This window comes from Aeromonas sp. R2-4, from assembly GCF_040908365.1.
Lineage (GTDB): Bacteria > Pseudomonadota > Gammaproteobacteria > Enterobacterales > Aeromonadaceae > Aeromonas > Aeromonas veronii.
In genome coordinates, this window is sequence record NZ_JBFODO010000018.1 from 188,766 (window position 1) to 211,575 (window position 22,810).

16 protein-coding genes are annotated in these 22,810 nt (G+C 61.6%); 6 read left to right on the forward strand and 10 right to left on the reverse strand.

What is annotated here, in order from left to right:
• Positions 1 to 175: 175 nt before the first annotated feature.
• From guaD to mocA, 7 genes are all read right to left on the reverse strand, one after another.
• Positions 176 to 1,492, reverse strand: coding sequence for a guanine deaminase (gene guaD, locus AB5Z05_RS09300; protein ID WP_368151193.1), 1,317 nt, complete (start codon positions 1,490 to 1,492; stop codon positions 176 to 178).
• A gap of 52 nt (positions 1,493 to 1,544) precedes the next feature.
• A complete protein-coding gene (locus AB5Z05_RS09305; RefSeq protein WP_106843656.1) occupies positions 1,545 to 3,068 on the reverse strand; it encodes a nucleobase:cation symporter-2 family protein in 1,524 nt (507 codons plus the stop codon).
• A gap of 95 nt (positions 3,069 to 3,163) precedes the next feature.
• A complete protein-coding gene (locus AB5Z05_RS09310; RefSeq protein ID WP_368151195.1) occupies positions 3,164 to 6,061 on the reverse strand; it encodes a molybdopterin-dependent oxidoreductase Mo/Fe-S-binding subunit in 2,898 nt (965 codons plus the stop codon).
• Positions 6,058 to 6,834 carry a molybdopterin-dependent oxidoreductase FAD-binding subunit gene (gene ygfM / locus AB5Z05_RS09315; protein WP_368151197.1) on the reverse strand — a complete coding sequence of 259 codons (777 nt, stop codon included), beginning with the start codon at positions 6,832 to 6,834 and terminating at the stop codon, positions 6,058 to 6,060. Before ygfM ends, AB5Z05_RS09310 begins: the two co-directional genes overlap by 4 nt.
• An 80-nt stretch (positions 6,835 to 6,914) precedes the next feature.
• Positions 6,915 to 8,243, reverse strand: coding sequence for a putative aminohydrolase SsnA (ssnA, locus tag AB5Z05_RS09320; RefSeq protein ID WP_159163671.1), 1,329 nt, complete (start codon positions 8,241 to 8,243; stop codon positions 6,915 to 6,917).
• Between the two features lie 30 nt (positions 8,244 to 8,273).
• Positions 8,274 to 11,384 (reverse strand): putative selenate reductase subunit YgfK, encoded by a 3,111-nt coding sequence (gene ygfK / locus AB5Z05_RS09325; protein WP_368151199.1) that lies wholly within the window; start codon positions 11,382 to 11,384, stop codon positions 8,274 to 8,276.
• A 319-nt stretch (positions 11,385 to 11,703) separates the two neighbouring features.
• Positions 11,704 to 12,354, reverse strand: coding sequence for a molybdenum cofactor cytidylyltransferase (gene mocA, locus AB5Z05_RS09330; RefSeq protein WP_368151201.1), 651 nt, complete (start codon positions 12,352 to 12,354; stop codon positions 11,704 to 11,706).
• Between mocA and yqeC the strand changes: the two genes are divergently transcribed.
• Together yqeC and yqeB are read left to right on the forward strand one after the other, a co-directional pair.
• A complete protein-coding gene (yqeC, locus tag AB5Z05_RS09335) occupies positions 12,353 to 13,201 on the forward strand; it encodes a selenium cofactor biosynthesis protein YqeC (RefSeq protein WP_368151203.1) in 849 nt (282 codons plus the stop codon). The genes mocA and yqeC overlap by 2 nt on opposite strands.
• A 27-nt stretch (positions 13,202 to 13,228) precedes the next feature.
• Positions 13,229 to 14,821 (forward strand): selenium-dependent molybdenum cofactor biosynthesis protein YqeB, encoded by a 1,593-nt coding sequence (gene yqeB / locus AB5Z05_RS09340; RefSeq protein WP_368151205.1) that lies wholly within the window; start codon positions 13,229 to 13,231, stop codon positions 14,819 to 14,821.
• Between the two features lie 119 nt (positions 14,822 to 14,940).
• On the opposite strand, the gene AB5Z05_RS09345 is transcribed toward yqeB, so the two are convergent.
• A complete protein-coding gene (locus AB5Z05_RS09345) occupies positions 14,941 to 16,026 on the reverse strand; it encodes a calcium/sodium antiporter (protein ID WP_005360785.1) in 1,086 nt (361 codons plus the stop codon).
• A 161-nt stretch (positions 16,027 to 16,187) separates the two neighbouring features.
• Complete coding sequence (locus tag AB5Z05_RS09350; protein WP_213387101.1) at positions 16,188 to 17,111, reverse strand: DMT family transporter; 924 nt, start codon at positions 17,109 to 17,111, stop codon at positions 16,188 to 16,190.
• Positions 17,112 to 17,373: 262 nt separating this feature from the next.
• Between AB5Z05_RS09350 and AB5Z05_RS09355 the strand changes: the two genes are divergently transcribed.
• The 4 genes from AB5Z05_RS09355 to AB5Z05_RS09370 all read left to right on the forward strand — a co-directional run bounded on the left by AB5Z05_RS09355 (position 17,374) and on the right by AB5Z05_RS09370 (position 21,689).
• Complete coding sequence (locus AB5Z05_RS09355; RefSeq protein ID WP_236294555.1) at positions 17,374 to 18,495, forward strand: ABC transporter substrate-binding protein; 1,122 nt, start codon at positions 17,374 to 17,376, stop codon at positions 18,493 to 18,495.
• A 99-nt stretch (positions 18,496 to 18,594) separates the two neighbouring features.
• Complete coding sequence (locus AB5Z05_RS09360) at positions 18,595 to 19,647, forward strand: FecCD family ABC transporter permease (RefSeq protein ID WP_368151208.1); 1,053 nt, start codon at positions 18,595 to 18,597, stop codon at positions 19,645 to 19,647.
• Positions 19,640 to 20,410, forward strand: a complete 771-nt coding sequence (locus tag AB5Z05_RS09365) for an ABC transporter ATP-binding protein (RefSeq protein WP_201950879.1) — start codon at positions 19,640 to 19,642, stop codon at positions 20,408 to 20,410. The genes AB5Z05_RS09360 and AB5Z05_RS09365 overlap by 8 nt, the downstream gene beginning before the upstream one ends.
• A 55-nt stretch (positions 20,411 to 20,465) precedes the next feature.
• Entirely contained in the window at positions 20,466 to 21,689 is a 1,224-nt protein-coding gene (locus AB5Z05_RS09370; protein WP_201950878.1) for an MFS transporter, read from the forward strand.
• A gap of 166 nt (positions 21,690 to 21,855) precedes the next feature.
• Here the strand turns inward: AB5Z05_RS09370 and arcC are convergent, their stop codons facing one another.
• Entirely contained in the window at positions 21,856 to 22,788 is a 933-nt protein-coding gene (arcC, locus tag AB5Z05_RS09375) for a carbamate kinase (protein WP_368151210.1), read from the reverse strand.
• Positions 22,789 to 22,810: the final 22 nt, after the last annotated feature.

Here is a 22,810-nt window from a genome sequence, read left to right on the forward strand (position 1 = left end):
ACAGACCAGGGCAGGCAGCCTTGACTCAAACGTTTGCCTTGCTGGTCAAACAAAACCGGGCCATTTCACGTTCTATGCGGGGAGATCCCCTGTCGTGCGGCAAGACTAGCGCCCCTTTGGGGCACGCCAGCCGCCGTATTCGTTGGGGCTGCGCCGCGGCAGCCCACTACAAGCCCTACCCCCGTTCATGCACCAGTTGGCCATCCACGTAGGTGCGGTAGATGGATCTGTCATCCCCCAGGGTCAACAGCACAAAGAGCTTGTCCCGCAGGGTGGTGGAGTTGTCATAACGCAGCTGCTGCAGCGGGGTGGCGACCGGGTCGAGCACCACGAAGTCCGCCTCCTTGCCCACCGCAAAGCTGCCGATCTTCTCGTCAAGCCCCAGCGAATGGGCGCCGCCCAGAGTGGCCAGATAGAAGGCCTGATAGGCCGAGAGCCGCTCCCCCTGCAGTTGCATCACCTTGTAGGCCTCGTTGAGGGTCTGCAGCATGTTGAAGGTGGTGCCGGCGCCGATGTCGGTGCCCATCCCCACCTTCACCTGCTTGCGCCACGCCTTGTGCAGCTTGAACAGGCCGCTGCCGAGATAGAGGTTGGAGGTGGGACAAAACGCGATGGTGGAGCCGGTCTCCTTCAAGCAATCCCACTCCTGCTCTTCCAGATGGACGCAGTGGGCAAAGACGCAGTTGTGGCCGGTCAGCCCATGCTGGTGATAGACATCGAGATAGCCCTTGTGCGCCGGGAAGAGGGATTTGACCCAGGCGATCTCGTCCTTGTTCTCGCACAGATGGGTGTGCAGATAGGTGGTGGGAAACTCTTCGCGCAGTCGCCGCGCCATCGCCAGCTGCTCGGGTGTCGAGGTGGGTGCAAATCGTGGTGTGATGGCATAGAGCAGGCGACCATTGCCGTGCCAGCGCTCGATAAGCTGCTTGCTCTGCACATAGCTGCTCTCGGCGGTATCGAGTAGATAATCGGGTGCATTGCGATCCATCATCACTTTGCCGGCGATCATCCGCATATTGATACGGCTGGCCGCCTCGAACAGGGCGTCTACCGACTCGGGGTGAACGGTGCCGAACACCAGCGCCGTGGTGGTGCCGTTGCGCAGCAACTGCTTGATAAAGAAGGTAGACATCTCGCGGGCATATTCGAGATCGTTGTAGCGCCGCTCGGCGGGGAAGGTGTGGCGGTTGAGCCACTCCAGCAGTTGCTCGCCATAGGCTCCCACCATCTCGCTCTGGGGATAGTGAATGTGGGTATCGACAAAGCCGGGCACTATCATCTTGCCGCGATAATCGCGCACCCGCACTTCGGCCGGAATACGCGCCTTCCCCTCCTCCCACTCACCAAACCAGTCGATGCAGCCGTTGCGAATGATCAGCAGGCCATCCTCGATAAGACGGGCGTTGGACTCAATCTCCTCGGGCTGATCCACCACCCGGGTGATATCGAAGAAGCTGCCGCGTACCGCTTTGATAGAGTTGTCGTTTTTCATAACCGTTTCCCTGTTTTTCTTGTTCTGTTGACGTTTTTTGCCGGTTTAACCGTCAGATCCGTTCCACTTGTGGCGCCACCGCCTGCCCGGGCACTGGCTCTGGTGAACCCTCCCCCTTGCTGGCCGATGACAGGCCTGCGCTGCGGGCGGTAAAGATCACATCCGGCTTGTCACTCAGCTGGATCACCTCCACCGCCTCGGCATCCCTGACGGCCGCCTTGCGCTTGCGGCTTTGCGGCAACACCAGATTCATGATGATGGCGGTGATGCCGCCGGCGCAGATGGGGTTCTCCACCAGCATGTAGATACCCGCCGGCAGCACCTTGAAGACGTTCGGGTCATAGGAAACCCCGAGCCCAAGACCCAGCGAGGTGGCGACAATCAGGGTCTCCCGCCGATCGAAACCGTGGCTGATGATGATGCGACCACCGGCGATGGCGATCATCGAGAACATGATGACCATGGCGCCCCCCATCACAGGTGACGGTATGGTGGTAAAGAAGCGCCCCACAACCGGGAAGAGCCCCAGCAGCACCAGAATGACGGCGATAAACTTGCCCACGTGGCGTGACGCCACCCCGGTCATCTGGATCACACCGTTGTTCTGGGCAAAGGTGGTGAGCGGCAGGGAACCGAGGGCCGAGGCAATGACCGAGACCAACCCGTCCGCCAGCACGCCGCCGGAGAGCCGTTTTTGAAACTCGGGGCCCTGAATATCCCGGTGGGAAACCATGGCGGTGGCGGTGATGTCCCCCACCGCCTCCAGCACGCTCAACAGATAGATGGTGCCCGCCAACATAAAGGCGTGAAAGTCGAAGGAGAAACCGTACTTGAACGGGATCGGCACCGTAATAAGCGGCAGGTCCTCAAGGGCGGAGAAATCCACCATACCGAGCATCAGGGCCACCGCATAGCCCACCATCAGACCGATGGCGATGCCGCTCATCCGCAGCAGCGGGCTTCGGCTGCAGTTGAAGGCGACGATGACACAGAGCACCAGCAGCCCCAGTCCGATGTGCTCGTATTTGCCAAAGGTGCCGCTGCTCATGGCGGAGAAGCCGCCGCCAAAGTCGATGATCCCTACCTTGATAAGGCTCAGGCCAATCATCAGCACCACTACCCCGCTCACGGTCGGGGTGATCACCCGCTTGAGGTAGGGCAGCACAAAGGAGGAGCCCATCACCAAAAAGGCGCCGACGAAGGAGACCCCGAGCAGGGTCGAGACGATCAGCTCCTCATGGATGCCATCTTTTTTCATGGCGCCGCCGAGCGCGATCATCACGGTCACGAAGGAGAAGTTGACCGACTGAATGGAGAGCAGCCCAGAACCGATGGGGCCATAACGGTTCACCTGCAGCCAGGTGCCGATACCGGAGGCGATCATCGCCATGGAGACCAGATAGGCGGTGGTCTCGGTGGAGAGACCCAGGGCGCCGCCGACGATCAGCGCCGGGGTTACCATGGGGACAAAAATCGCCAGCAGATGGGTCACTGCGCCCATCAGGGTTTGATAAAACGGGGGTTTGTCTTCCAGCTCGTAAATGAGATCCGAGTGCTTGCGTGTTGTTTTAGACATCGTGTTTGTCCCATCACACAGAATGTAGGCGGAGTACTCATTCCGCCGTCAGGCGCTGGGGGCGAGCTGGCGCCCGCCCCTCACCTTTTCTTTTGTTATGCCGACACTTTTTGCTCCAGCTTGCCCAGTTCGCGCAGGATCTGCTCCGGCGTGAAGTGCCACTTGCGCAGCCAGACACCGCAGGCATCGTGGATGGCGGTGGCAATGGCGGGCGCGGCCCCGTTCACCCCGATCTCCGAGATGGACTTGGCGCCGTAGGGGCCAACCTTGTCATCACTCGGTACCAGGAAGGCCCGGAAGTCGCGCGGAATGTCGCCAATCTTGGGTGCACCATAGCTCTTCAGATCCCGGGTGAGCGGAATGCCCTTGCCGTCGTAACAGATCTCCTCGGTCAATGAGTGGCCGATGGCCCGCATGGTCGCCCCGTAGATCTGGCCGAGCGCCAGTTCTGGGTTGATGGGGGTGCCGCAGTCGAGCAGGGCGTAGAACTTGTCGAGCCGGATCTCGCCGGTTCTGACGTTGACCGCCACCTCGGCGAAGTTGGCCCCGTACGGGAAGGCAAGCTCAGAGGTGATGTAACTGGCGGTGCCCACCAGAATGCCGAAGCCGGTACCGGTCTCGGCCTTGTGGGCCAGCTTGGCAAGGCTCACCTCCCCCAGCTTGCCGCGCACCACGCCCGGGAACGCCAGCTCAACATCGGTTACCGGCTCGCCCAGCATGGCGGCACCATGGAACAGGATCTTCTCCTTGAGGTTCTCGGCCGCCTTCTTGGCCGCGTTGCCGGAGAAGCAGGTACCTGACGAGGCATAAGCCCCCTTGTCGAACAGGGCGTGGTCGGTGTCGCCGGAGATGACATGCACATCCCCGAGCGGGCAATGCAGCACTTCAGCGGTCAGCTTGGCCACCACGGTATCGAGGCCGGTGCCGATATCGGCGCCACCGGAGTGGACGATAAAGGTGCCGTCAGACTCCAGCTTGACCATGCAGTTGGCCTGATCGATATCCGGGATCCCCGATTTTTGCATGATGATGGCGACGCCACGACCGATGCGCCAATCCCCATCGGCGGGTTTGGGGCTATCCCACTGGATAAGTTCGCGACCCTGTTTGAGGATGGGTTCGAGGGCGCAGCTGGCCGCATGGGGCACCGAGGTGGGCATCTTGCCCTCGCCGATGGCACCCAGCACCTTGAGGATGTCCCCTTCATGCACCCGGTTGTGCTCCACCATGTCGAGCTGATCGATGCCCAGTTTCTCGGCAAGTTCGGCAATGGCCATGGTCAGCGCGAAGTTGCCCTTGGGCGCGCCATAACCCTGATACGCGCCGGTCGGGCAGATGTTGCTGTAGTAGGTGTTGACGGTAAAGCGCACGTTGTCGCACGGATAGAGCGGCAGGGAGAGCGCCGGGCCGTTGCTTGGCACCGTCAATGAGTGGTTGCCGTAAGGACCGGTGTTGGCGCGAAAATCCATCTCAATGGCGGTGATGGTGCCATCCTTCTTGGCCCCCACTTTCACCTTCACCTTGGCCACGTGGCGGGAGGTGTTGCTGATGAACTCCTCTTCACGGGTGTAGCGGAAGGTAACGGGACGGCCGGTCACCTTGGTCGCCCAGGCGCACACCTCTTCCAGCAGGATGTCCTGCTTGGAGCCAAAGCCGCCCCCTACCCGCTCCTTGATCACATGCACTTGGTGCTGCTTCATGCCGACGATGCGCGCCACCTGACGGCGCACGTGCCACGGCACCTGGGTGGAAGCGTGAATGACCAGACGATCACCATCCATATAGGTGAAGCAGATGTGCGGCTCGGTCGGGCACTGCTGGGCCTGGGTCGATTCGTAGGTGCGTTCGACTATCTCGTCCGCCTCGGCAAAGCCTTTGGCCACATCACCGATCTGGCCATGGACGCTGGCGGCCAGGTTCTCGTGCGGGCGGGAGCCGATGGGGAAGTTGATGATCATGTGCTCGTCGCCGCGACGCACCGAGCAGGCGTTCTGCTGCTCGAGATCCGCAGGCGCACCGGCCATGTAGACAATGGGCTCGTCGTGTACCAGCGGTGCGTTGGGAGCCATCGCCTCATCGATATTCATGACCGCTGGCAGCACTTGATACTCGACCTCGATGAGTTTGAGCGCCGCCAGAGCGACAGCTTCACTCTCGGCCACCACGGCGGCGACCCTGTCACCTACGTGGCGCACCTTGCGGCTGAACATACGGCGATCGAGGGGGGACGGCTCGGGAGCACTCTGACCACCCGGGGTGTAAAACACATCCGGGCAGTTGAGGTGGGTGATGACATGCACGACGCCCGGCAGCGCCTCGGCGCGGCTCACATCGAGTTTGGTGATCACCGCATGGGGATGGGGGCTGCGCAGCATCTTGATGATCAACGCATCTTCAGTAACCCGATCCTCCACATAACAGGGCTTGGCCTGCACCATCTTGGCGGCGTCCACTTTTGGGCAGCTCTTACCGATATGGCGCAAATCGTCGCGAAACTCGGGGGCGATCTGGCACAGGTAATCGGGATCCTTCATCCGTGAGCAAGCGAGCTCGATGGCCTGATAGAACTGCTGATAACCGCCATCGCGGTGAAAAAGGCCCGAGAGGGCATCGTCGATTTGATCACGGGTGGGCTTGGGATGGCGATCAAGCAGGTCGGTGACGATGAGCGCGGCGGCCGGATCGTTGTAGCCGGACTGCACCACACCCACATCCACCATCGCCTGCTGCACCAGACTGAGCTGGTTCCAGCTGCCGAGCGACTCGGCGGTGCGCACCTCTGATCCATCCAGCTGGGCGGCGATCAGCAGGGAGGCGTTGATCACCTTGCCATTGAAGAGAATGGCGTCGGAGCCGGCGAAGCCGAAGCCGTCGTCGCTGTTGCGCACCGAGTGCATCCGGCACTGGTTGAACAGCACCCGCTGGGCATTGTCACCGGCCTTGCAGATGACGGTGCGCAGGGCACCGTTCAGGGTAAAGTTGAGTTCCATCATGCCTGTACCTCCTGCTGCTGGCACTCGACCAGCAGATCCGCCACCACTACCCCGCTGATATAGCGCTTGTAGGTCACGCTGCCGCCGAGATCCTCGCGCGGTGCAACCAGCTCGCTCACGGCCGCCTCCAGCGCGGCATCGTGCAGATCGCGGCGCTCCACATCACGCAAGCGCATCGGCTGCGGCGTAACGCCAGCAACGGCGACCCGCATCTCGCCAAGGGCATCGAGGGCCACAGCGGCGGTCATTACCGCCAGACCGTCGGCGTTACGGCTGATGCGGCGAGTGGCGCAGCGCAGCGCGGGCTCCGGCAGCACCACCCCCAACACCAGCTCCTTGCGCTGGCCCGCCAGATAGGCATCGATGGGTTGCAACTGGTTGTTCTCCAGCACTACCACGGCTTCGAGCACCAACAGTACCGGCAACAGCGGGGAGTCCTGCTGCTGGCAGGCAATTTCGCCGCCAATGGTGGCCTGATTGCGCAGATGGCGGGAGTAGACAAACCCCAGCGCCTCGCACAGGGCGGCCGGGGTACGGGGGTCATCTTTGAGTGCTTGCAGGGTGACGGTGGCGCCGATGTGGAGTTGACCGTGCTGCTGCTCAATCTGGCCAAGTCCGAGCTTGTCCAGCGAGATGGCGACCTTCTTGTCGGTGCGGGTCGGGGCGGCGTTAAGCTTGCTGCCGCCCCCCATGTAGACGGCGTCGTTGCCGAAGCTGGCCTTGAGTTCCAAAGCCTGACCCAGTTGCTCGGGTCGGAAGAATTGCTCAATCATGTGTCGTCCTTACTCTTGCTGCCCGCCGCCGGGGAGATCCACAGGGCGGGCAATCCGGTCCAAAACTGTGGAAGGTGGCCTTAGGCCAGCTGATCCATCCGTTGCCACAGGCGGCTCGCCACCTCGCTGGCCTGCTCGTAAATGGGCGCGACATCGAACGGGAACTCGCGGTCCTGATAAACCATGCGCCCCTCCACCATCACGCTGTTGACGCTGTTCGATCCCATGCCGAAGGCGAGATGGCCACCGAGGTTGCGCGGCGCCAGCGGGGTCGGTGCGTCGTAGTCGCAAATGGTGAGGTCGGCCTTGTATCCCGGCTCCAGGCGGCCAAATTTGGCGCCGAAGTTGCGCTCCAGCAGGGTGTTGCCGTTCCACAGGAAGCGGGCAAAGCTGTCGGGCCACAGGGCGCCACCGGCATCCTTATGCTTGAAGTAGGCGAACTTGAGCTCTTCGAGCATGTCGGAGCCGATACCATCGGTGCCAAGCGCCAGATTGCGATACTCCGGCAGGTGCATGTTGTAGCCCACGTGGTTGTTCATGTTGGATCGGGCGTTGTGCACCAGGAAGGCATCGCGACTGTTGATTAGCTCGATGTCAGCCGGGCTCAGGTAAATGCCGTGGGCGATCAGGGTCTTGCTGTCGATCAGGCCAAACTCGTCCAGCCGGGCAATGGGCTCCTTGCCATAGTGGTGGTGGCCGTGGGCCATGTCGTAGCGATCTTCCGCCACATGGATATGCAGACCACGACCGGTGACCTGCACCGCTTCGCGCAGCATGGCCAGCCCCTCGTCGGGCACGGTGAAGGGGGCGTGGGCGCCGATATGAGCCTCCACCAGATAGGGTTCGCTCCCCTTGGCCTTGGCCGCATCGATCTGTTGGGCGAACAGGATGTTCTCCTCCACCCCGGCCTGCAGTTCGGCGAGGCCGCTATTGCGATCCGTGGTCTCGAAGCAGGTCATGCCGCGCAGGCCCGCCTCCATAAACCCTTTGCGCAACACATTCAGGGAGCCCTTGATGAAGTTGGGCGAAGCGTGGTGGTCGATCACCGCGCTGCAGCCGCTCTTGATCGCTTCCAGCGAGCAGATGAGGCCGCTGTAGTAGAGGGACTCCTCATCGAGCGCCCGATCGAGCCGCCACCAGAGGTTTTTCAGGGTGGAGATAAAGTCCGGGCAAGGGGCGATATTGGCCATGATCCCCCGCGACAGGCCGGAGTAGAAGTGGTTGTGGGCACAGACGATGCCCGGCATCACCAGCTTGCCCCCCATCTCCCGATAGTTGGCCTCCGGGTAGAGGGCCCGCAGATTGGGCCCTACCGCTTTGATAAGGGTGCCTTCGATGGCGATATCCACCCCTTCCAGTACCCGGGTCGGCTCCAGCTGGACGGCGGTGACGTTTTTCAGAATAAACATGGTTTGCTCCTTCGCTTATTCGTGGTTCGCTCAGGCCTCGACGGCCCCCAGCAGGTAGTGGTGATGAGCGTGGACATGGCTGATGATGCGGCACATGTCGCCAAGGGCCGCTGGCGCATCCTTGATCCGGCTCTGGGCGTCTATGGTCAGGCGATAGGTCTCGCCATCCTGACGCACCCGCAGTTCGCCACCGTCAGCCAGATAGAAACCGGGGTTGCGGCTGTTGTCGAAGTCCTCGGGCAGGCTGAAGATGGTGACCTTGTCCTGATAGGGCTTGCCCTGCCACGGGCAGAACTGGGCGCAGTTGCCACATTCGTTGCAGTAGGCATCCAGGTGCAGGGTCTGGAACTGGTCTTTGAAGCCCGGCACCGCAATGGCGACGTTGGCCCGGTTGGGGCAGACATCCACGCACTTGCTGCAGAGGTAGTTGCACTCGAGGCAACGGTGCGCCTCTTGCGCCACGAAGGCATCGCGCTCGCTCTTGTCAACCATGGTGACGGCGATGCTCCCCTTGCGGCGGTAGATCTCATCCTTGCCCGACGGCTGGATGGTCACTTCACTCTGCTGGCTGGCGATATGCTCGCGAGAGAGCACCAGATCCGCGGCGCGGCGGGCACCACCGATGGCACCGACGATGGAGGACGGGCCGCTCTGCACGTCACCGATGAGGAAGACGTTGCGACGGCTGGTTTCGCCGGTCTGGCCATCCACCTCGGGCCAGCCATCGCTGCCAAGAGGAATGCCCATCGCTTTCAATACTTCGCAATCAGGCTGCTCGCCAATGGCGGTGATCAGGGCATCCATCTGCATCACTTCGGTCTGCTCGGTGGGCACCGGACGGCGGCGGCCCTGCTCGTCAGGATCCCCCAGCGCCATCATCCGCACGGTGAGCTTGCCATCTTTGTCAAAACGCTCCGGATTGGTGAGGAAGCAGAAACGCACCCCATCCTCCACCGCTTCCAGATACTCCTCGCGATAGGCAGGCATCTCTTTTTCGCTGCGGCGGTAGATCACGGTCACATCGCTGACACCGGGCACCTTGAGGGCAGCGCGGGCACAGTCCATGGCGGTGTTGCCGGCACCGATCACCGCTACATGGCGGCCCAGCGGCAGCGGTTTGCCCTGATTGAAGCTGCGCAGGAAGTGGAAGGATTTGTAAATCCGCTCGTGACCCCCCTCGAGGCGCATGCCGCCATTCTTGTCGGCGCCGATGCCGACGAAAACATAGCTAAAGCCCCGGGCATGCAGCTTGTCGACGGTGAGCGCCGGATCGCAGCCAAACTCGAACTTGACCCCGTGGGCGGCAACAAAGTCGATGTCATGCTGGATAAGTTCGGCCGGAATGCGGAACTCGGGGATGATGTGTTTAACCACACCACCGGCATCCGCTTCGCGCTCGAACACGGTGACCGGATGACCGGCGCGGGCCAGGAAGTAACCGGCGGAGAGACCAGCCGGGCCGGCGCCAATCACCGCGACCGGGTGCTTGTCACCACTGCCTGCCGGTTTGTGCCAGCGGGCCTTGTACCCTTCCCAGCCGCGCTCCAGCGCCACTTTTTTCAGCTCACGGATATTGAGCGCGCTGTCGTAATCGAGACGGGTACAGTTGTACTGGCACTGGTGATCGCAGATATGGCCGGTGATGGCGGGCAAGGCGTTGCGCTGATAAATCAGCTCAAGGGCTGCCACATACTCTCCCTCGCCCATCAGACGAATGTACTCGGGGATATCCTGATGCACGGCGCAGGCGGTGACGCAGGGCGCCACGTAGCAGTCGGTCAGCGGCAGGCCGCCACCCACTTCGATATGATCGTCGGACTTCCACTCCTTCTGGGTGTAATCCATGGTGAGCGCCTTGGTGGCAAGCGCTTCCAGCTTGGCCACATCCACCTGACTCATGCCCCAGCTGTCAGAGGCGTCGATCTCTTTGAGGCACTCGATCTGACGCAGGTAGCCGCCCGGTTTCAGCAGGTCGGTGGCCATGGTGATGGGACGGATACCGGTCTCGAAGATCTCGGCGATGTTGAACTTGCTGGCGCCGCCCGAATAGGAGATGGGCAGCTTGCCATCGAAGGCACGGGACAGCACGGCCGCCACGTTGATGGAGAGGGGGAACAGCGCCCGGCCGGACATATACATCTCATCCCCCGGCAGCGCCCCTTTGCGGTTGATGGTGCCGAGAGTGTTGGTGAGCTTGACCCCGAAGGTGAGCCCCTTCTCGGCTCCCAGCGCCATCAGACGGGTCAGCATCGCCTTGGCCTGATCCAGCTTGAGGTCGTGATCGAACGACTCTTCGCTCAGCCCAATGTAATCAAAGCCGCAGGTATCGAGGATCTCGCGCACCCGCGGATAGCCCAGCAGGGTCGGGTTGAGTTTGACGAAGGTGTTGAGCCCCTTCTCTTCCAGCATGTAGCGGCAGATGGCCTCAATTTCGTTCGGCGGGCAACCGTGCATGGTGGAGAGGGTGACGCCGTGCACCAGCTCGGCCGGGATGCGCTCCACCAGCTGTTGTAGGCGATCGCGCCGCGTCCCCAGTCCCAGCTCGGCGATAAACTGCTCGTCGGCCACCAGCTCGCGCAGCACCTGCTGGTACTCGGCAAATTTCGGACTTTGGCTTGCATCCATCAGGCTGTGGATGAACTGCTGCATCGGTGGCTGTTTGATGCCATCGAGGTTGTAACCCACGCTCATGTTGAAGATAAAGGACTTGGCCTCCCCCTCAAGACGCGGGTCGAACACCTCCTCCAGCAGATAGAGGGCAAACCAGGCCTTCAGATACTCGTCAAACGCCTTGGGCAAGGTGAACTCGGTAGACCACTCGGTGTTGAAGCACTCGTCTTCGGCGTCGATGCAGGGCTTTTCCAGTTCGAGACGGTCCAGGATCTGCACCGTCTTGAGCTCGATAAAGCGTCCGCCAGTCAGCCAGGAGGTGACGATGTTTTGGGCCAATTGGGTATGGGGGCCGGCTGCCGGGCCAATGGGGGTTTCGCAGGTTTCACCGAACACCTTGATCTTGCGCTCGTCCTGCTTGCGATAGAATTGCGCGGCGGGAATACCAAAAATGCTCTGACTCTCTTTATATTCCGCGAAAATACGGGTCAGCAGGTTCTTGAACGGAACGGGTCGCATAATATCGCCCATGGCTATCTCCTTGCAGCTATTCTGCCCATTGGCAGCATGAATAAATGGGGTATCCCGCACGGGTGTTCCCCCTTGGCAAGGAGAAGAGCAACAATCAGGCCACTACAGTTACAAAACTATTTTTTACGGTAAAAGCGTGAGACAGCTCCAATTAATGGAGAGAATTTACGATGCCACCATTATGGGTATTGCGAGTAGTTATCAATTACTCTGGAATTTACTTGATGAGCAGTTCAAAAAGAACTCGCCCTATCAGATCAAGTGCGAGAAATATCACTTTGATACGCAATTTATCTCCCCGTTATCTTTTTAAACTGGGTTATTTCGTGGGCTCGCTCTCATTTTCAAGAATGCCACCCAGCAGCGCCTGATAGCGCTCCGGGGTATCCACATCAAACAGGATGGCGGGGCTGTCAACTGGCACCATACGGTGCTGATGCCCGTGCAACCAGCGGCGCACCGAGCCCTGTGCCGGCGCAGCAGCCAGCGCCCTTGCGAGGGATTTTGGCAGCAAGACCGGGTGGCCCGCCTCCCCCTCAAAGCTCGGGAACAGGGCGAGCTCTCCCCGCGCCTGCCACAACTGCTGATAGACCTCGCACGGGATACAGGGCAGGTCCCCGTGGCTGATAAAGAGGTAGTCAGCATCGCTGGCCGCCAGAGCGCAGCGGATGGAACTGCCCAGCCCCAACTCATAGTCAGGGTTATGGACGATGAGAATGTCGGGGCGATTCCCATAACAGGCAGCGAGTTCGGCCCCGCGATGACCCACGACCAAAATAATCCGGGAGCAGAAGGCCAGGGCATTTTTGAGACTTGCATCAAGAATTGTCCCCGAGCCATAAGGTAGCATCATTTTCCATGCCCCCATGCGGGATGACAAACCTGCTGCGGTAATTATACAGTCACACTGTTCACGCCCCCGAGCCTGCACCTTTTCATTCACCTCGCTATTTATTTCGGTCATTGCCATGTCCTTGCCACACTCTGTTATTCACGCGTTTCCGGATATTGGTTCGCTTTTAAATCCACTGCTTGAAAATAGTGACAACCATACCACGCTAATTAGCCTTTGTGGTGCCGGCGGAAAAACCAGCACCCTGTTCTGGCTGGCGGAATATTTTTATAAGCAGGGTAAAAGGGTGCTAATTACCACCACCACCCGGATGTTTCTGCCAGCCCCGTCACACTATCGGGAATTGATTATCGAGACGGATCCCGTTCGTCAACTTACCCGCTGTCAGGCCCTGCCGGATGGCCCGACCCTGGTTGCCCTGTTCAGCCATCTCGACGAGCGCACCGGCAAGGTTGCAGGGCCGGATCTGCGCCAAATCGACCTGCTTAAAGGACAGCAGCGCTTCGATCTCATCCTGGTCGAAGCGGATGGCGCCCATCACAAGTTATTGAAAGTGCCCGCTTTGCACGAACCTTGCATTCCTCAGCACAGTGATTGGGTGATCGCCCTGACGGGCGGCGTCATGGTGGGGGCCAAGGCCGACCCGCAGCAGATCCACCGCTGGGCAGAGCTTCAGGCCCTGTGCGGGATAGAGGCCGGTGACCCCCTCGACTGGGCCCTGTTTCACCAGCTGCTCTCCCACCCCGAGGGGCTGTTCAAAGGCACCCCGGCCAGGGCGCGCCGGATCTGGTTTATCAATGGGGATTATCAAAATGAGGCGTCGTGGCTGGCTGAATTGATAAAGCTGCATAGCCGCCACCCCGAGCTCCACGCCATCTGGCAGGGGGCGGTTCGCGAACCACAACCCATTCGCCTCGCACTCGGTTACTTCGCTCAGGATGAGGCACCGCCGCCTCGCCCATGATGGTTTAAGGATAAGAAGAGGTACCTTATGAATCTGTTTGCACACGCAGCCCGACTGGAACAGGAGAACACTCCGTTTGCCATGGCCCAGATCATCGAGAGCCGGGGCTCCACCCCGCGCCATCAGGCCCAGATGCTGGTGATGGCCGATGGCCAGATCCTCGGTACCATCGGCGGCGGCATGATCGAGCGGCTGGTGATCGAAGAGGCCGTGGCGGCCATTGCCGAGCGCAAGCCCCGCATCTTCCACGGCCGGATGGCCCGCAACGGCGAACATGCGGTCGGGTCGGACTGTGGTGGCGCCATGTCGGTCTATATCGATGTCTATGGCCTGCGCCCTCGGCTGGTGCTCATTGGTGCCGGTCACGTCAACCGGGCTGTGGCCCATGCCGCGGCGCCGCTCGGCTTTGATGTCCATGTAGGGGATTGCTTCGAGGGGAGCCTCAACCCCGATCACTTCCCAACCGGCACTCACCTCAAACAGGCCGATACCATCAGCGCGGTGATTGAGACGCTGGCCATCGAGCCCGCCAACTTCGTCATCATCGCCACCAACCATCAGGACAAGGAGGCGCTGGATCGGCTCATCAGCCGTCCCCTCGCCTATCTGGGGCTGCTCGCCAGCAAGCGCAAGGTGCAGACCTTCACCCAGGCGCTGCGCCAGCAAGGCGTGAGCCAGGAGCAACTGCAGCAGCTGCACGCCCCCATCGGCTACAACATCGGCGCCGAGACCCCCGAGGAGATCGCCATCAGCATTCTCGCCGAGTTGTTGCAGGTGAAAAACGGCAAATCGGGTGGGCTAATGCAGGATGATGTGCGCCTCAAGCGGGATCAGCTGGTGGTGATGCGCGGCTCCGGCGATATCGCCACCGGGGTGGCGCTGCGCCTGCACAATGCCGGCTTCAAGGTGGTGATGCTGGATCTCGACAAGCCCACGGTGATCCGCCGCACCGTCGCCTTCGCTCAGGGGATGTTCGACGGCGAAACAAGGGTCGAGGGAGTGCGTGCCAAGCGGGTCGAGAGCGTCGAACAGGCGTTCGAGCAGCTGGATCGGGGCGTCATTCCGCTACTGGTCGACCCCGACTGCGCCACCCTCGCCGAGCTCAAGCCCCGCTATCTGGTGGATGCCATCCTCGCCAAGCAGAATCTCGGCACCCACAAGGAGATGGCACCCATTACGGTGGCCCTTGGCCCGGGGTTTGAGGCGGGGCGCGACTGCGATGCGGTGATCGAGACCAACCGCGGTCATCATCTGGGCCGGGTCATCTATCAGGGCCCCGCCCAGCCCAATACCGGCATTCCCGGGGTGATCGAGGGGCACTCCGCCCGCCGGGTGGTGCGCGCCCCTGTCGCCGGGGTGATGAAAAGCCTGATCAAACTCGGCGATCTGGTGCAGGAGGGGGATGTGATCGCCCACGTGGGGGACGCCCCCATTATCGCGCCGCTCTCCGGCATGGTGCGGGGTCTGCTCAGCGATGGCATCGAGGTCACCGTCGGCTTCAAGATCGGTGACATCGACCCCAGAGGCGAGCGGGCCGACGCCACTACGGTATCAGACAAGGCACGCGCCATCGGCGGCGCCGTGCTGGAAGCCATGATGCATCTAGCCCAGCGCCGATAACGGCTCTTCGCGTCCCTCTTCAGCACCAAGTTCAGCACCAAGCAAAAGCCCCACCATGATGGTGGGGCTTTTTTCCGCCTGTCGGTTGATGCAGCTCCTTTACATCAGGGGAACCTGCATCACGACCGGGTTCGTTGCAATCGCCAGGCCCGCACCGCCAGCACAACCAGAGTGATGGCGGTGAGCGGCAATACAAAACCGGTTAGTGCTGCGCTGAACTGACCTTGCAGCGGACTGGATGTAGCGTGGAGGATCAGCCAGCAGGTGTAGCCGATGTAGTAGGCCAGAAACAGCGCCCCTTCCCAGCGGGCGATGGTGTAACCGGTAAAGAAGATGGGCAGGCAGGCAAGCGCCACCGCAATCATTACCGGAATATCGAACTGAAGGGCGGTGGCCGACACTTCAAGCCCACCGGGAGTGACGATGGAGGTGAGCCCCAGCACGCAGAGGATATTGAAGATATTGCTGCCCACCACGTTCCCCACCGCGATATCCCGCTCCCCGCGCAGGGCTGCGACGATGGAGGTCACCACTTCGGGCAAGGAGGTACCGGCCGCCACTATGGTCAAGCCGATGATCAGATCGCTCACCCCGAAGTAGTGGGCAATCTCCACTGCACTGCCAACCAGCAGGCGGGAGCCGAGGATCAGCAGACCCAGACCTGCGGCAATAAAGAGCAGATTGCGCAACCAGTTGCCCGCCGTACTCGCTTCACGGGTACCAAACTCCTGCTCGTACTCCGCCTGCACCGCTTTGTTTTCCCGTCGACTCTGGACAAAGAGAAACCCGGTGTAGGCGATGATGCCGGCAAACAGCAGCGCCCCTTCCAGTGGCGCAATACGGCCATCGTAGCCCAGCAACAACACCAGAAAAGAGACCACTATCATCAAGGGAACGTCGAGACGTACCAGTTGCTGGGAGACGGTCAACGGTACGATCAGTGCCGAAATACCTAAAATAAACAGCACGTTGAAAATATTGCTGCCGACCACGTTCCCCACCGCTATCCCTGCCTGCCCCTCGAGGCCAGACTGGATGCTCACCGCCAGCTCGGGAGCACTGGTCCCAAAGGCCACTATGGTCAATCCCACCACCAGTGGCGATATCCCCATCATGGTGGCGAGGCGAGATGCGCCCCGCACAAGAGATTCGGCCCCCACCACCAGACACACCAGGCCTACAGCCAACCACACCAGCGTCATCATACGGTCTCATCCTTGCCGTTAGGTTCGTTGAAATAATCACAATAAATCAGATACCTGTGCTCCAAGCACAGTCAGACCACGCCATTGTAACTAGGGGCTGGTCCCCTGTCGCAGGCTCTTTTGAGTGCTGTTTATTGTGCCACTGGCAGCCCAGTCCCCCCTCAACCGTGCTTGATGCGGGTCTCCCCCGCCACCGATACCACGGAGCGCTTGCCCTTGCGGCTAATCACCAACAACGCCAGTACGATAAGGGCGATGCCGCTCCCCTCCACCGGCCCCGGATTTTCGCCGAGCAGCCACCAGGAGAGCAGCACGCCGGTCACCGGCACCGCCAGAGTGCTGAGGCTGGCAATCCCAGCTGGCAGTTTTTTCAGCACGAAGAGCCAGAGACTCCAGGCGATGGCGGTGGCGAAGATGGCACTATAGGCCAGCGCCCCCATCACATAGGGCTGCCAGTCGATGGGGCGCTCCGGCACCAGCGCCGCCACCACGGCCATCACCAGGGTGGCGTAGATCATCTGCCAGGTGGTGAGGGACATCAAATCCACCGAAGGGTGGCGGGCATACATCCGCTTGGCGATGATGGCGCTGATCCCCCAACAGATGCCGGAGAGGATTGCCAAGAGGGCACTCTTGAGGGATTCAAGATGCAGCAACCAGGGCTGGATCACCAGCAGCAACCCGCAGGCCGCCACCCCGACCGCCAGATAGTGCAGCTTGCGCATCCGCTCGCCGAGAAAGAGCGCCGCGAAGATCACCACCCAGAACGGCATGGTGTAACTCAAAATGGCCACCTTGCCCGCCCCGCCGCTGATAAGGGCCCACTGGGCCAGCCCCACCATGCCGCAGGTCTGGAACAGGGCGATGGCCAAGGTATAACGAAACGGGGTAGGTTTGAGGTAACGGCGGCCACGCAAGGCCAGCACCAGCAACAACACCAATGAACCACACAAGCAGCGCAGAGCGGTGAACTCGAAGGCCCCCGCGTAGAGCATCACCTGCTTCATCACGATCCAGCTGTAACTCCAGATAGCGGTGAGCAGGACCAGTCCCCCCAACGCCGCCATATTGATCTTTGTGCTCATTACTCTGCCTTTTTGGCGCCTGTGCGCCTGCATGCCGGGCTAACCAGCCCCGAAATAAACCATCTTACTCTTGTGGGGGCCGACAGCCCAAACGTGCACGCCCCCTGAAGAGGGGCGTTGGCGAAGAACCTTGCCAAGGTGGGCCTCGAACGACCAACACGCTATATACCTCCCTTATGTGACCCCTGGTAAAATCGATTGCCATCATTAAACGCAAATGCTAATACTTCTCACCCCAAAATCCGTTCAAGGTTTTCACAAGATGTTTCGTCACCCCCTGGCAAAGTTGCTGCTGCTCGGTCAGCTCGCCCTGATGAGCTGGATGGCGCAGGCAAATCCCCCGGTTGAAGTAGAAGATGTGATGGGCCGCAAGGTCTCCCTCAGCCTGCCGGCCAGCCGTATCGTGCTCGGTTTCTATCCCGAGGATTATCTGGCCGTGGCCGGTGAAGGCGGCGCCGATCGGCTGGTGGGCATGTCCCGTGGCTGGTTCGTCAAGTCCCGCCCCGCCATCTGGTCGCTCTATGTCGCCAGCCTGCCGCAACTAGCCAAGGTGCCTGACCTTGGCAATGTGCAGGATCAGAGCTTCTCCATCGAGAAGACCCTGGCGGTCAAGCCCGATCTGCTGATCCTGGCACAGTGGCAATATGAGGCTCTCGGCCCGGATCTGCCACGCTTCGAACAGGCCGGGATCCCGGTGGTGGTCATCGACTACAACGCCCAGACCCTGGAGCGCCACATGGCGAGCACCTTGCTGCTGGGCAAGGTGACAGGCCAGGAAGCTCGTGCCCAACAGATGGCCGACGAATACAAGGCCAAGATTGACATCATCACTTCCCGCGTTGCCAACGCGAAGCGCCAGCTCCCCCGGGTCTATATCGAGCTGGGGGACAAGGGACCTGCAGAATACAGCTACACCTATGGCAAGGACATGTGGGGCGCGATGGCCCTGCTGGCCGGGGGTGACAACGTCGCGGCTCCCTTCGTCGAGCGCTGGGGCCCCATCCATCCTGAGCAACTGCTGGCGAGCAAACCCGAGGTCATCCTGATGGCGGGCTACGAGAGCGTGAGCAGCGCAGAGGCGATGCAGGTCGGCCAGGATGTGTCGGCCGAGACCGTGCGCCAGCGTCTGCAGGGCTTTGCCGCCCGCCCGGGCTGGAGCGAGTTGCCCGCAGTGCAGCAGGGTCGCCTCTATGCGGTCTATCACGGCGCCACCCGCAGCATCATGGATGCCGCGCTCATTGAGTTCATGGCCAAGGCCCTCTACCCGGATCTGTTCCAGGATCTCGATCCCCTGGCCACCTATCAGGGCTTCTACCAGCGCTATCTGCCCATCCGCCCCCAGGGCACCTTTATGCTGGGCATCAAGCAGGGTGACGCAAACTGAATCCGGTCGTTCGGGCTTTACCTGTCTAGGCAGAGCCCTCTTCATCCCTCTTTCACCCTTGTGGGCGCCTCTCATGGCGCCCGTTTCAGGATTGTCATCATGAATGATTTGGCTGCCCTGCAGCAGACCCTTGCCCGCCAGCGGCAACGGGAGCGCCGTCGCGGGCACTGGCTCCTACTGCTCACCCTGGTGCTGTGCATTACCCTGGTGCTCGACATCGCCACCGGCCCCTCTCTGCTGCCACTGGGCGAAGTGGTCGATGCCCTGCTCGCCCCCGCCCAGGCCGATCCCATGACCCGCACCATAGTCCATGACATGCGCCTGCCCATCGCCCTGATGGCGCTGGTGGTAGGTGCGGCACTCGGCCTTGGCGGCGTTCAGATGCAGACCCTGCTGGACAATCCGCTGGCCAGCCCCTACACCCTGGGGCTCGCGGCGGCAGCGGGGCTCGGTGCCGCACTGGCGCTCTATACCGGCGGTCTCGGACTACCTCCCCTTGTGGCCATTCCGGCTGGCGCCTTCATCCTCTGCATGTTTGCCGCGAGCCTTTTATTTGGCCTGGCCATGATGCGCCATGTCAGCAGCCAGACCCTGATCCTGGCGGGCATCGCCCTGCTGTTCCTGTTCCAGTCCCTGCTCTCCCTGCTGCAGTTTCTCTCCTCCCCCGAGCTCAACCAGCAGATCCTGTTCTGGCTGTTTGGCAGCCTGATGCGCACCACCTGGGACTCCCTGATCATCACCGCCGCCATCACCCTGATCTGCACCCTGCTCATCTACCGGGATGCCTGGGCCCTCACCAGCCTGCGCCTCGGGGAGGCCCGCGCCCGCAGCCTCGGGGTCAACGTGGACAGACTGCGCATGAAGACTCTGGTACTGGTCGCCCTGCTCACCGCCACTGCCACCAGTTTCGTCGGTGTCATCGGCTTCGTTGGCCTGGTGGCGCCCCATATCGCTCGCATGCTGGTGGGGGAAGATCAGCGCTTTTTGATCCCGCTCTCGGCCCTGTGCGGCGCCTGCATGCTCTCGGCGGCCTCAGTGCTCTCCAAGTCCATTATTCCGGGGGCCCTCTTTCCCATCGGCATTGTCACCGCTCTGATTGGCGTGCCCTTCTTCATCTGGTTGATCCTCGGCAGGGGGCGTAAACGTGCTTGAAATATCCCGACTCTCCCTCTCCCTCGGCCAGCAGACCCTGCTGCGAGAGCTCAACCTGACCCTGCATCCGGGTCAGGTCCACGTGATCATCGGTCCGAACGGGACCGGCAAAACCTCATTGATGCGCGCCCTGTTTGGTGAACTGACCCCGGATGGCGGCGATATCCGGCTGGGGGGCCAGAGTGCCCGCCAGATGACGCAGGCCAAGTGGCGCCAGCAGTTTGGCTACATGCCCCAGAACATCCAGCTGGAGCTGGACTTGAGCGTCATCGAAGTGGTGATACTCGGTCGCCTCGACAGCCTCTCCATGCGTCTGGCGGACGAGGACATTCTGGCGGCGGGCCGCGCCCTGCAGGCGCTCGGCATCGCCCATCTGGCGGATCGCCCCCTCTACTCCCTGAGCGGCGGCCAGCGGCAGATGGTGCTGTTTGCCCAGGTGCTGCTGCGCGATCCCCGCATCATGATGCTGGACGAGCCGGTCAGCGCCCTGGATCTTCACCACCAGATGCAACTGATGGAGCACCTGTGTCAGCAGACCCGCGAGCAGCAGTGGATCACCCTGGTGGTGCTGCACGATCTCAACCTCGCCGCCCAGTTTGCCGATCAGCTGATCGTGCTGGCAGGCGGCGATCTGCAGGCCTTCGGCCCCCCCGCCCGAGTGCTCGACGCGGCCCTCATCGAGCGCCTCTACCATGTGCCGGTGGAGATAAGCCATGATCAGCGCGGCATCCCCTTCCTCAGAACCGTGCGAAAGGCGTCATGACAGAGCGCAGCACAACCCCGGTGGCCCCCTCCCGACACGCTAGCGGGTGGCGAAGATGAACAGCGCCTCCTACTGGCGGGACTGGCAGGGCATGAGCCCGGCAGCCCGCCTGCTTATCACCAACGGGCTGGCCTTCAACCTCGGCTTCTACATGATGATGCCCTTCCTCGCCCAGCACATGGGTAGCGGGCTGGGTCTCGCCGGTTGGGCCTGTGGCCTGGTCATGGGGATACGGGTCTTCAGCCAGCAGGGGCTCTTTCTCTTGGGAGGCACCCTTGGGGATCGCATCGGCTATCACCCCGCCATCGTCTGGGGCTGCCTGGTGCGCTCCCTAGGCTTCGTGTTGCTCGGCTGGGCCGAGTCCCTACCCATCCTGCTGCTGGCCGCCGCCCTCACCGGCTTTGCGGGGGCGCTGTTCACCCCTTGCGCCCAGGCGTATCTTGCCAGCGAATGCCACAACCCGAGCCAGCGTCAGCGCGCCTTTGCCCTGCACAATCTCGCCAGCGAGGCGGGCATGCTGCTCGGGCCCCTGGTCGGACTGACACTGACCCAGCAGAGCTATACCCTGACCGGCTTGTTGGCGGCGAGTCTGTTCGCCCTGCTCGGCGTGCTGCAATACCGGGTGCTGCCTAAACGCCCGGTGAGCCACCAGAGTCCGCGTGGCGCCATTTTGCGCCAATGGAGAGAGATAGTGCGCCAGCGCCCATTTATCGTGTTTACCCTGCTGGCGGGCAGCTACCAGATCCTGTTCCACCAACTCTATCTCGCCCTGCCCGCCCATATCCAGAGCCTGCCGGACGCCACCCACCTGCTCGGCGGCGTCTTTACCCTCTCGGCGGTGATCGGCGTCCTGCTCCAGCTACCTGCCTCCCGTCTGGTAGAGAGGCGCCTGGGAGTGCCGCTCGCCATGGGGTTGGGTATCGGGATGATGGGCTTGAGCTACCTGGCTCTACCGCTGCTGGCACCTTGGCCGACGGCATGCGTGTTGACGCAGGTGGCCCTGCTTTCCTTGGGTTCCATCCTCTGCTTCCCGCTCTTTGCCGCCCAACTTCCCCGCTACGCCCCTCCCGAGCAGCTCGGCAGCTACTACGGCTTCTATGCCAGCGCTGGCGGCTGCATGGCGCTCTTTGGCAACCTGCTCATCGGTTTTATGTTGGGGGATGCGGGCAGCCGCCCCGCCACAGCCATCTGGCTGCTGTTGGCGGTGGTTGGTTTGCTCGCCGGTATCGGCCTCTACAGGTTTCTGCCAGCCACAAAACCCGGTCGCCACTCCAACTAGCCCCATTGCCACTCGCACAGCGCGGCTCCTCTGGCCTGCAGAGCACGATCGACAGGCATGATCGACAGTGATGACCCGTCACCGCCATCCCAATAAAATAGAGTGTGGAGCCAAGGCTCCACACTCTATCAGGGGGCCGGATGCCCCTGTGGATCAGTTCGCATGATTACAGGCTGATCACGGTCCCGGTCTTGCCAGCGATCCCCTCGGCCGCCTTCTCCAGCAGGGTGATGAGTGATTTGCGCCCCGGCAAGGATGTGGCGAACGAGAGCGCCGCCTCCACCTTGGGCAGCATGGATCCCTTGGCAAACTGCCCCTGTGCAATAAAGCCGTTGGCATCGGCCACGCTCAGGGTATCGAGCCACTGCACCTCGGGCTTGCCGAAGTTGATGGCCACCTTCTCCACTGCGGTAAGGATGATCAGCATGTCGGCGTCGATCAGTTCCGCCAGCTTGGCACTGGCCCAATCCTTGTCGATCACCGCGCTGGCACCGCGCAGGTGATTGCCCTCCCGCAGCACCGGAATGCCGCCGCCACCGACGGTGATCACCACCTGACCGGCGGCCAGCATGGCAGAGACGGTCTCTTTCTCGATGATGTCGACGGGTTTGGGGGAGGCCACTACCCGGCGATAGCCGCGACCGGCATCCTCTTTGAGCCGCTCGCCCTTGGCCATCAATGCCTCGGCCTCCTCCTTGCTGAAGAAGCCGCCGATGGGCTTGCTCGGGTCAAGGAAGGCGGGATCGTTTTTATCCACCTCAACCTGGGTCACCAGAGTGGCGACCGGCTTGTGAATGCCGCGTTCCAGCAGGGCTTCGCGCAGGGCATTTTGCAGGTCATAGCCGATATAACCCTGACTCAGGGCCACGCAGACCGACATCGGCAGATGGGGGGATTTTGGCTCGTGGCGGGCCGCCACTTCGAACGCCTGCTGGATCATCCCCACCTGCGGCCCATTGCCGTGGGTGACCACCACCTCGTGCCCCTGGGCGATCAGGTCGGCGATAGTGTGCGCCGTGCTCTGCACCGCCTTCATCTGCTCGGGCAGGTTGTTGCCCAGCGCATTGCCACCAAGGGCCAGTACGATTCTCTGTTTCATCTTGTTATCTCCAGTGATGGGA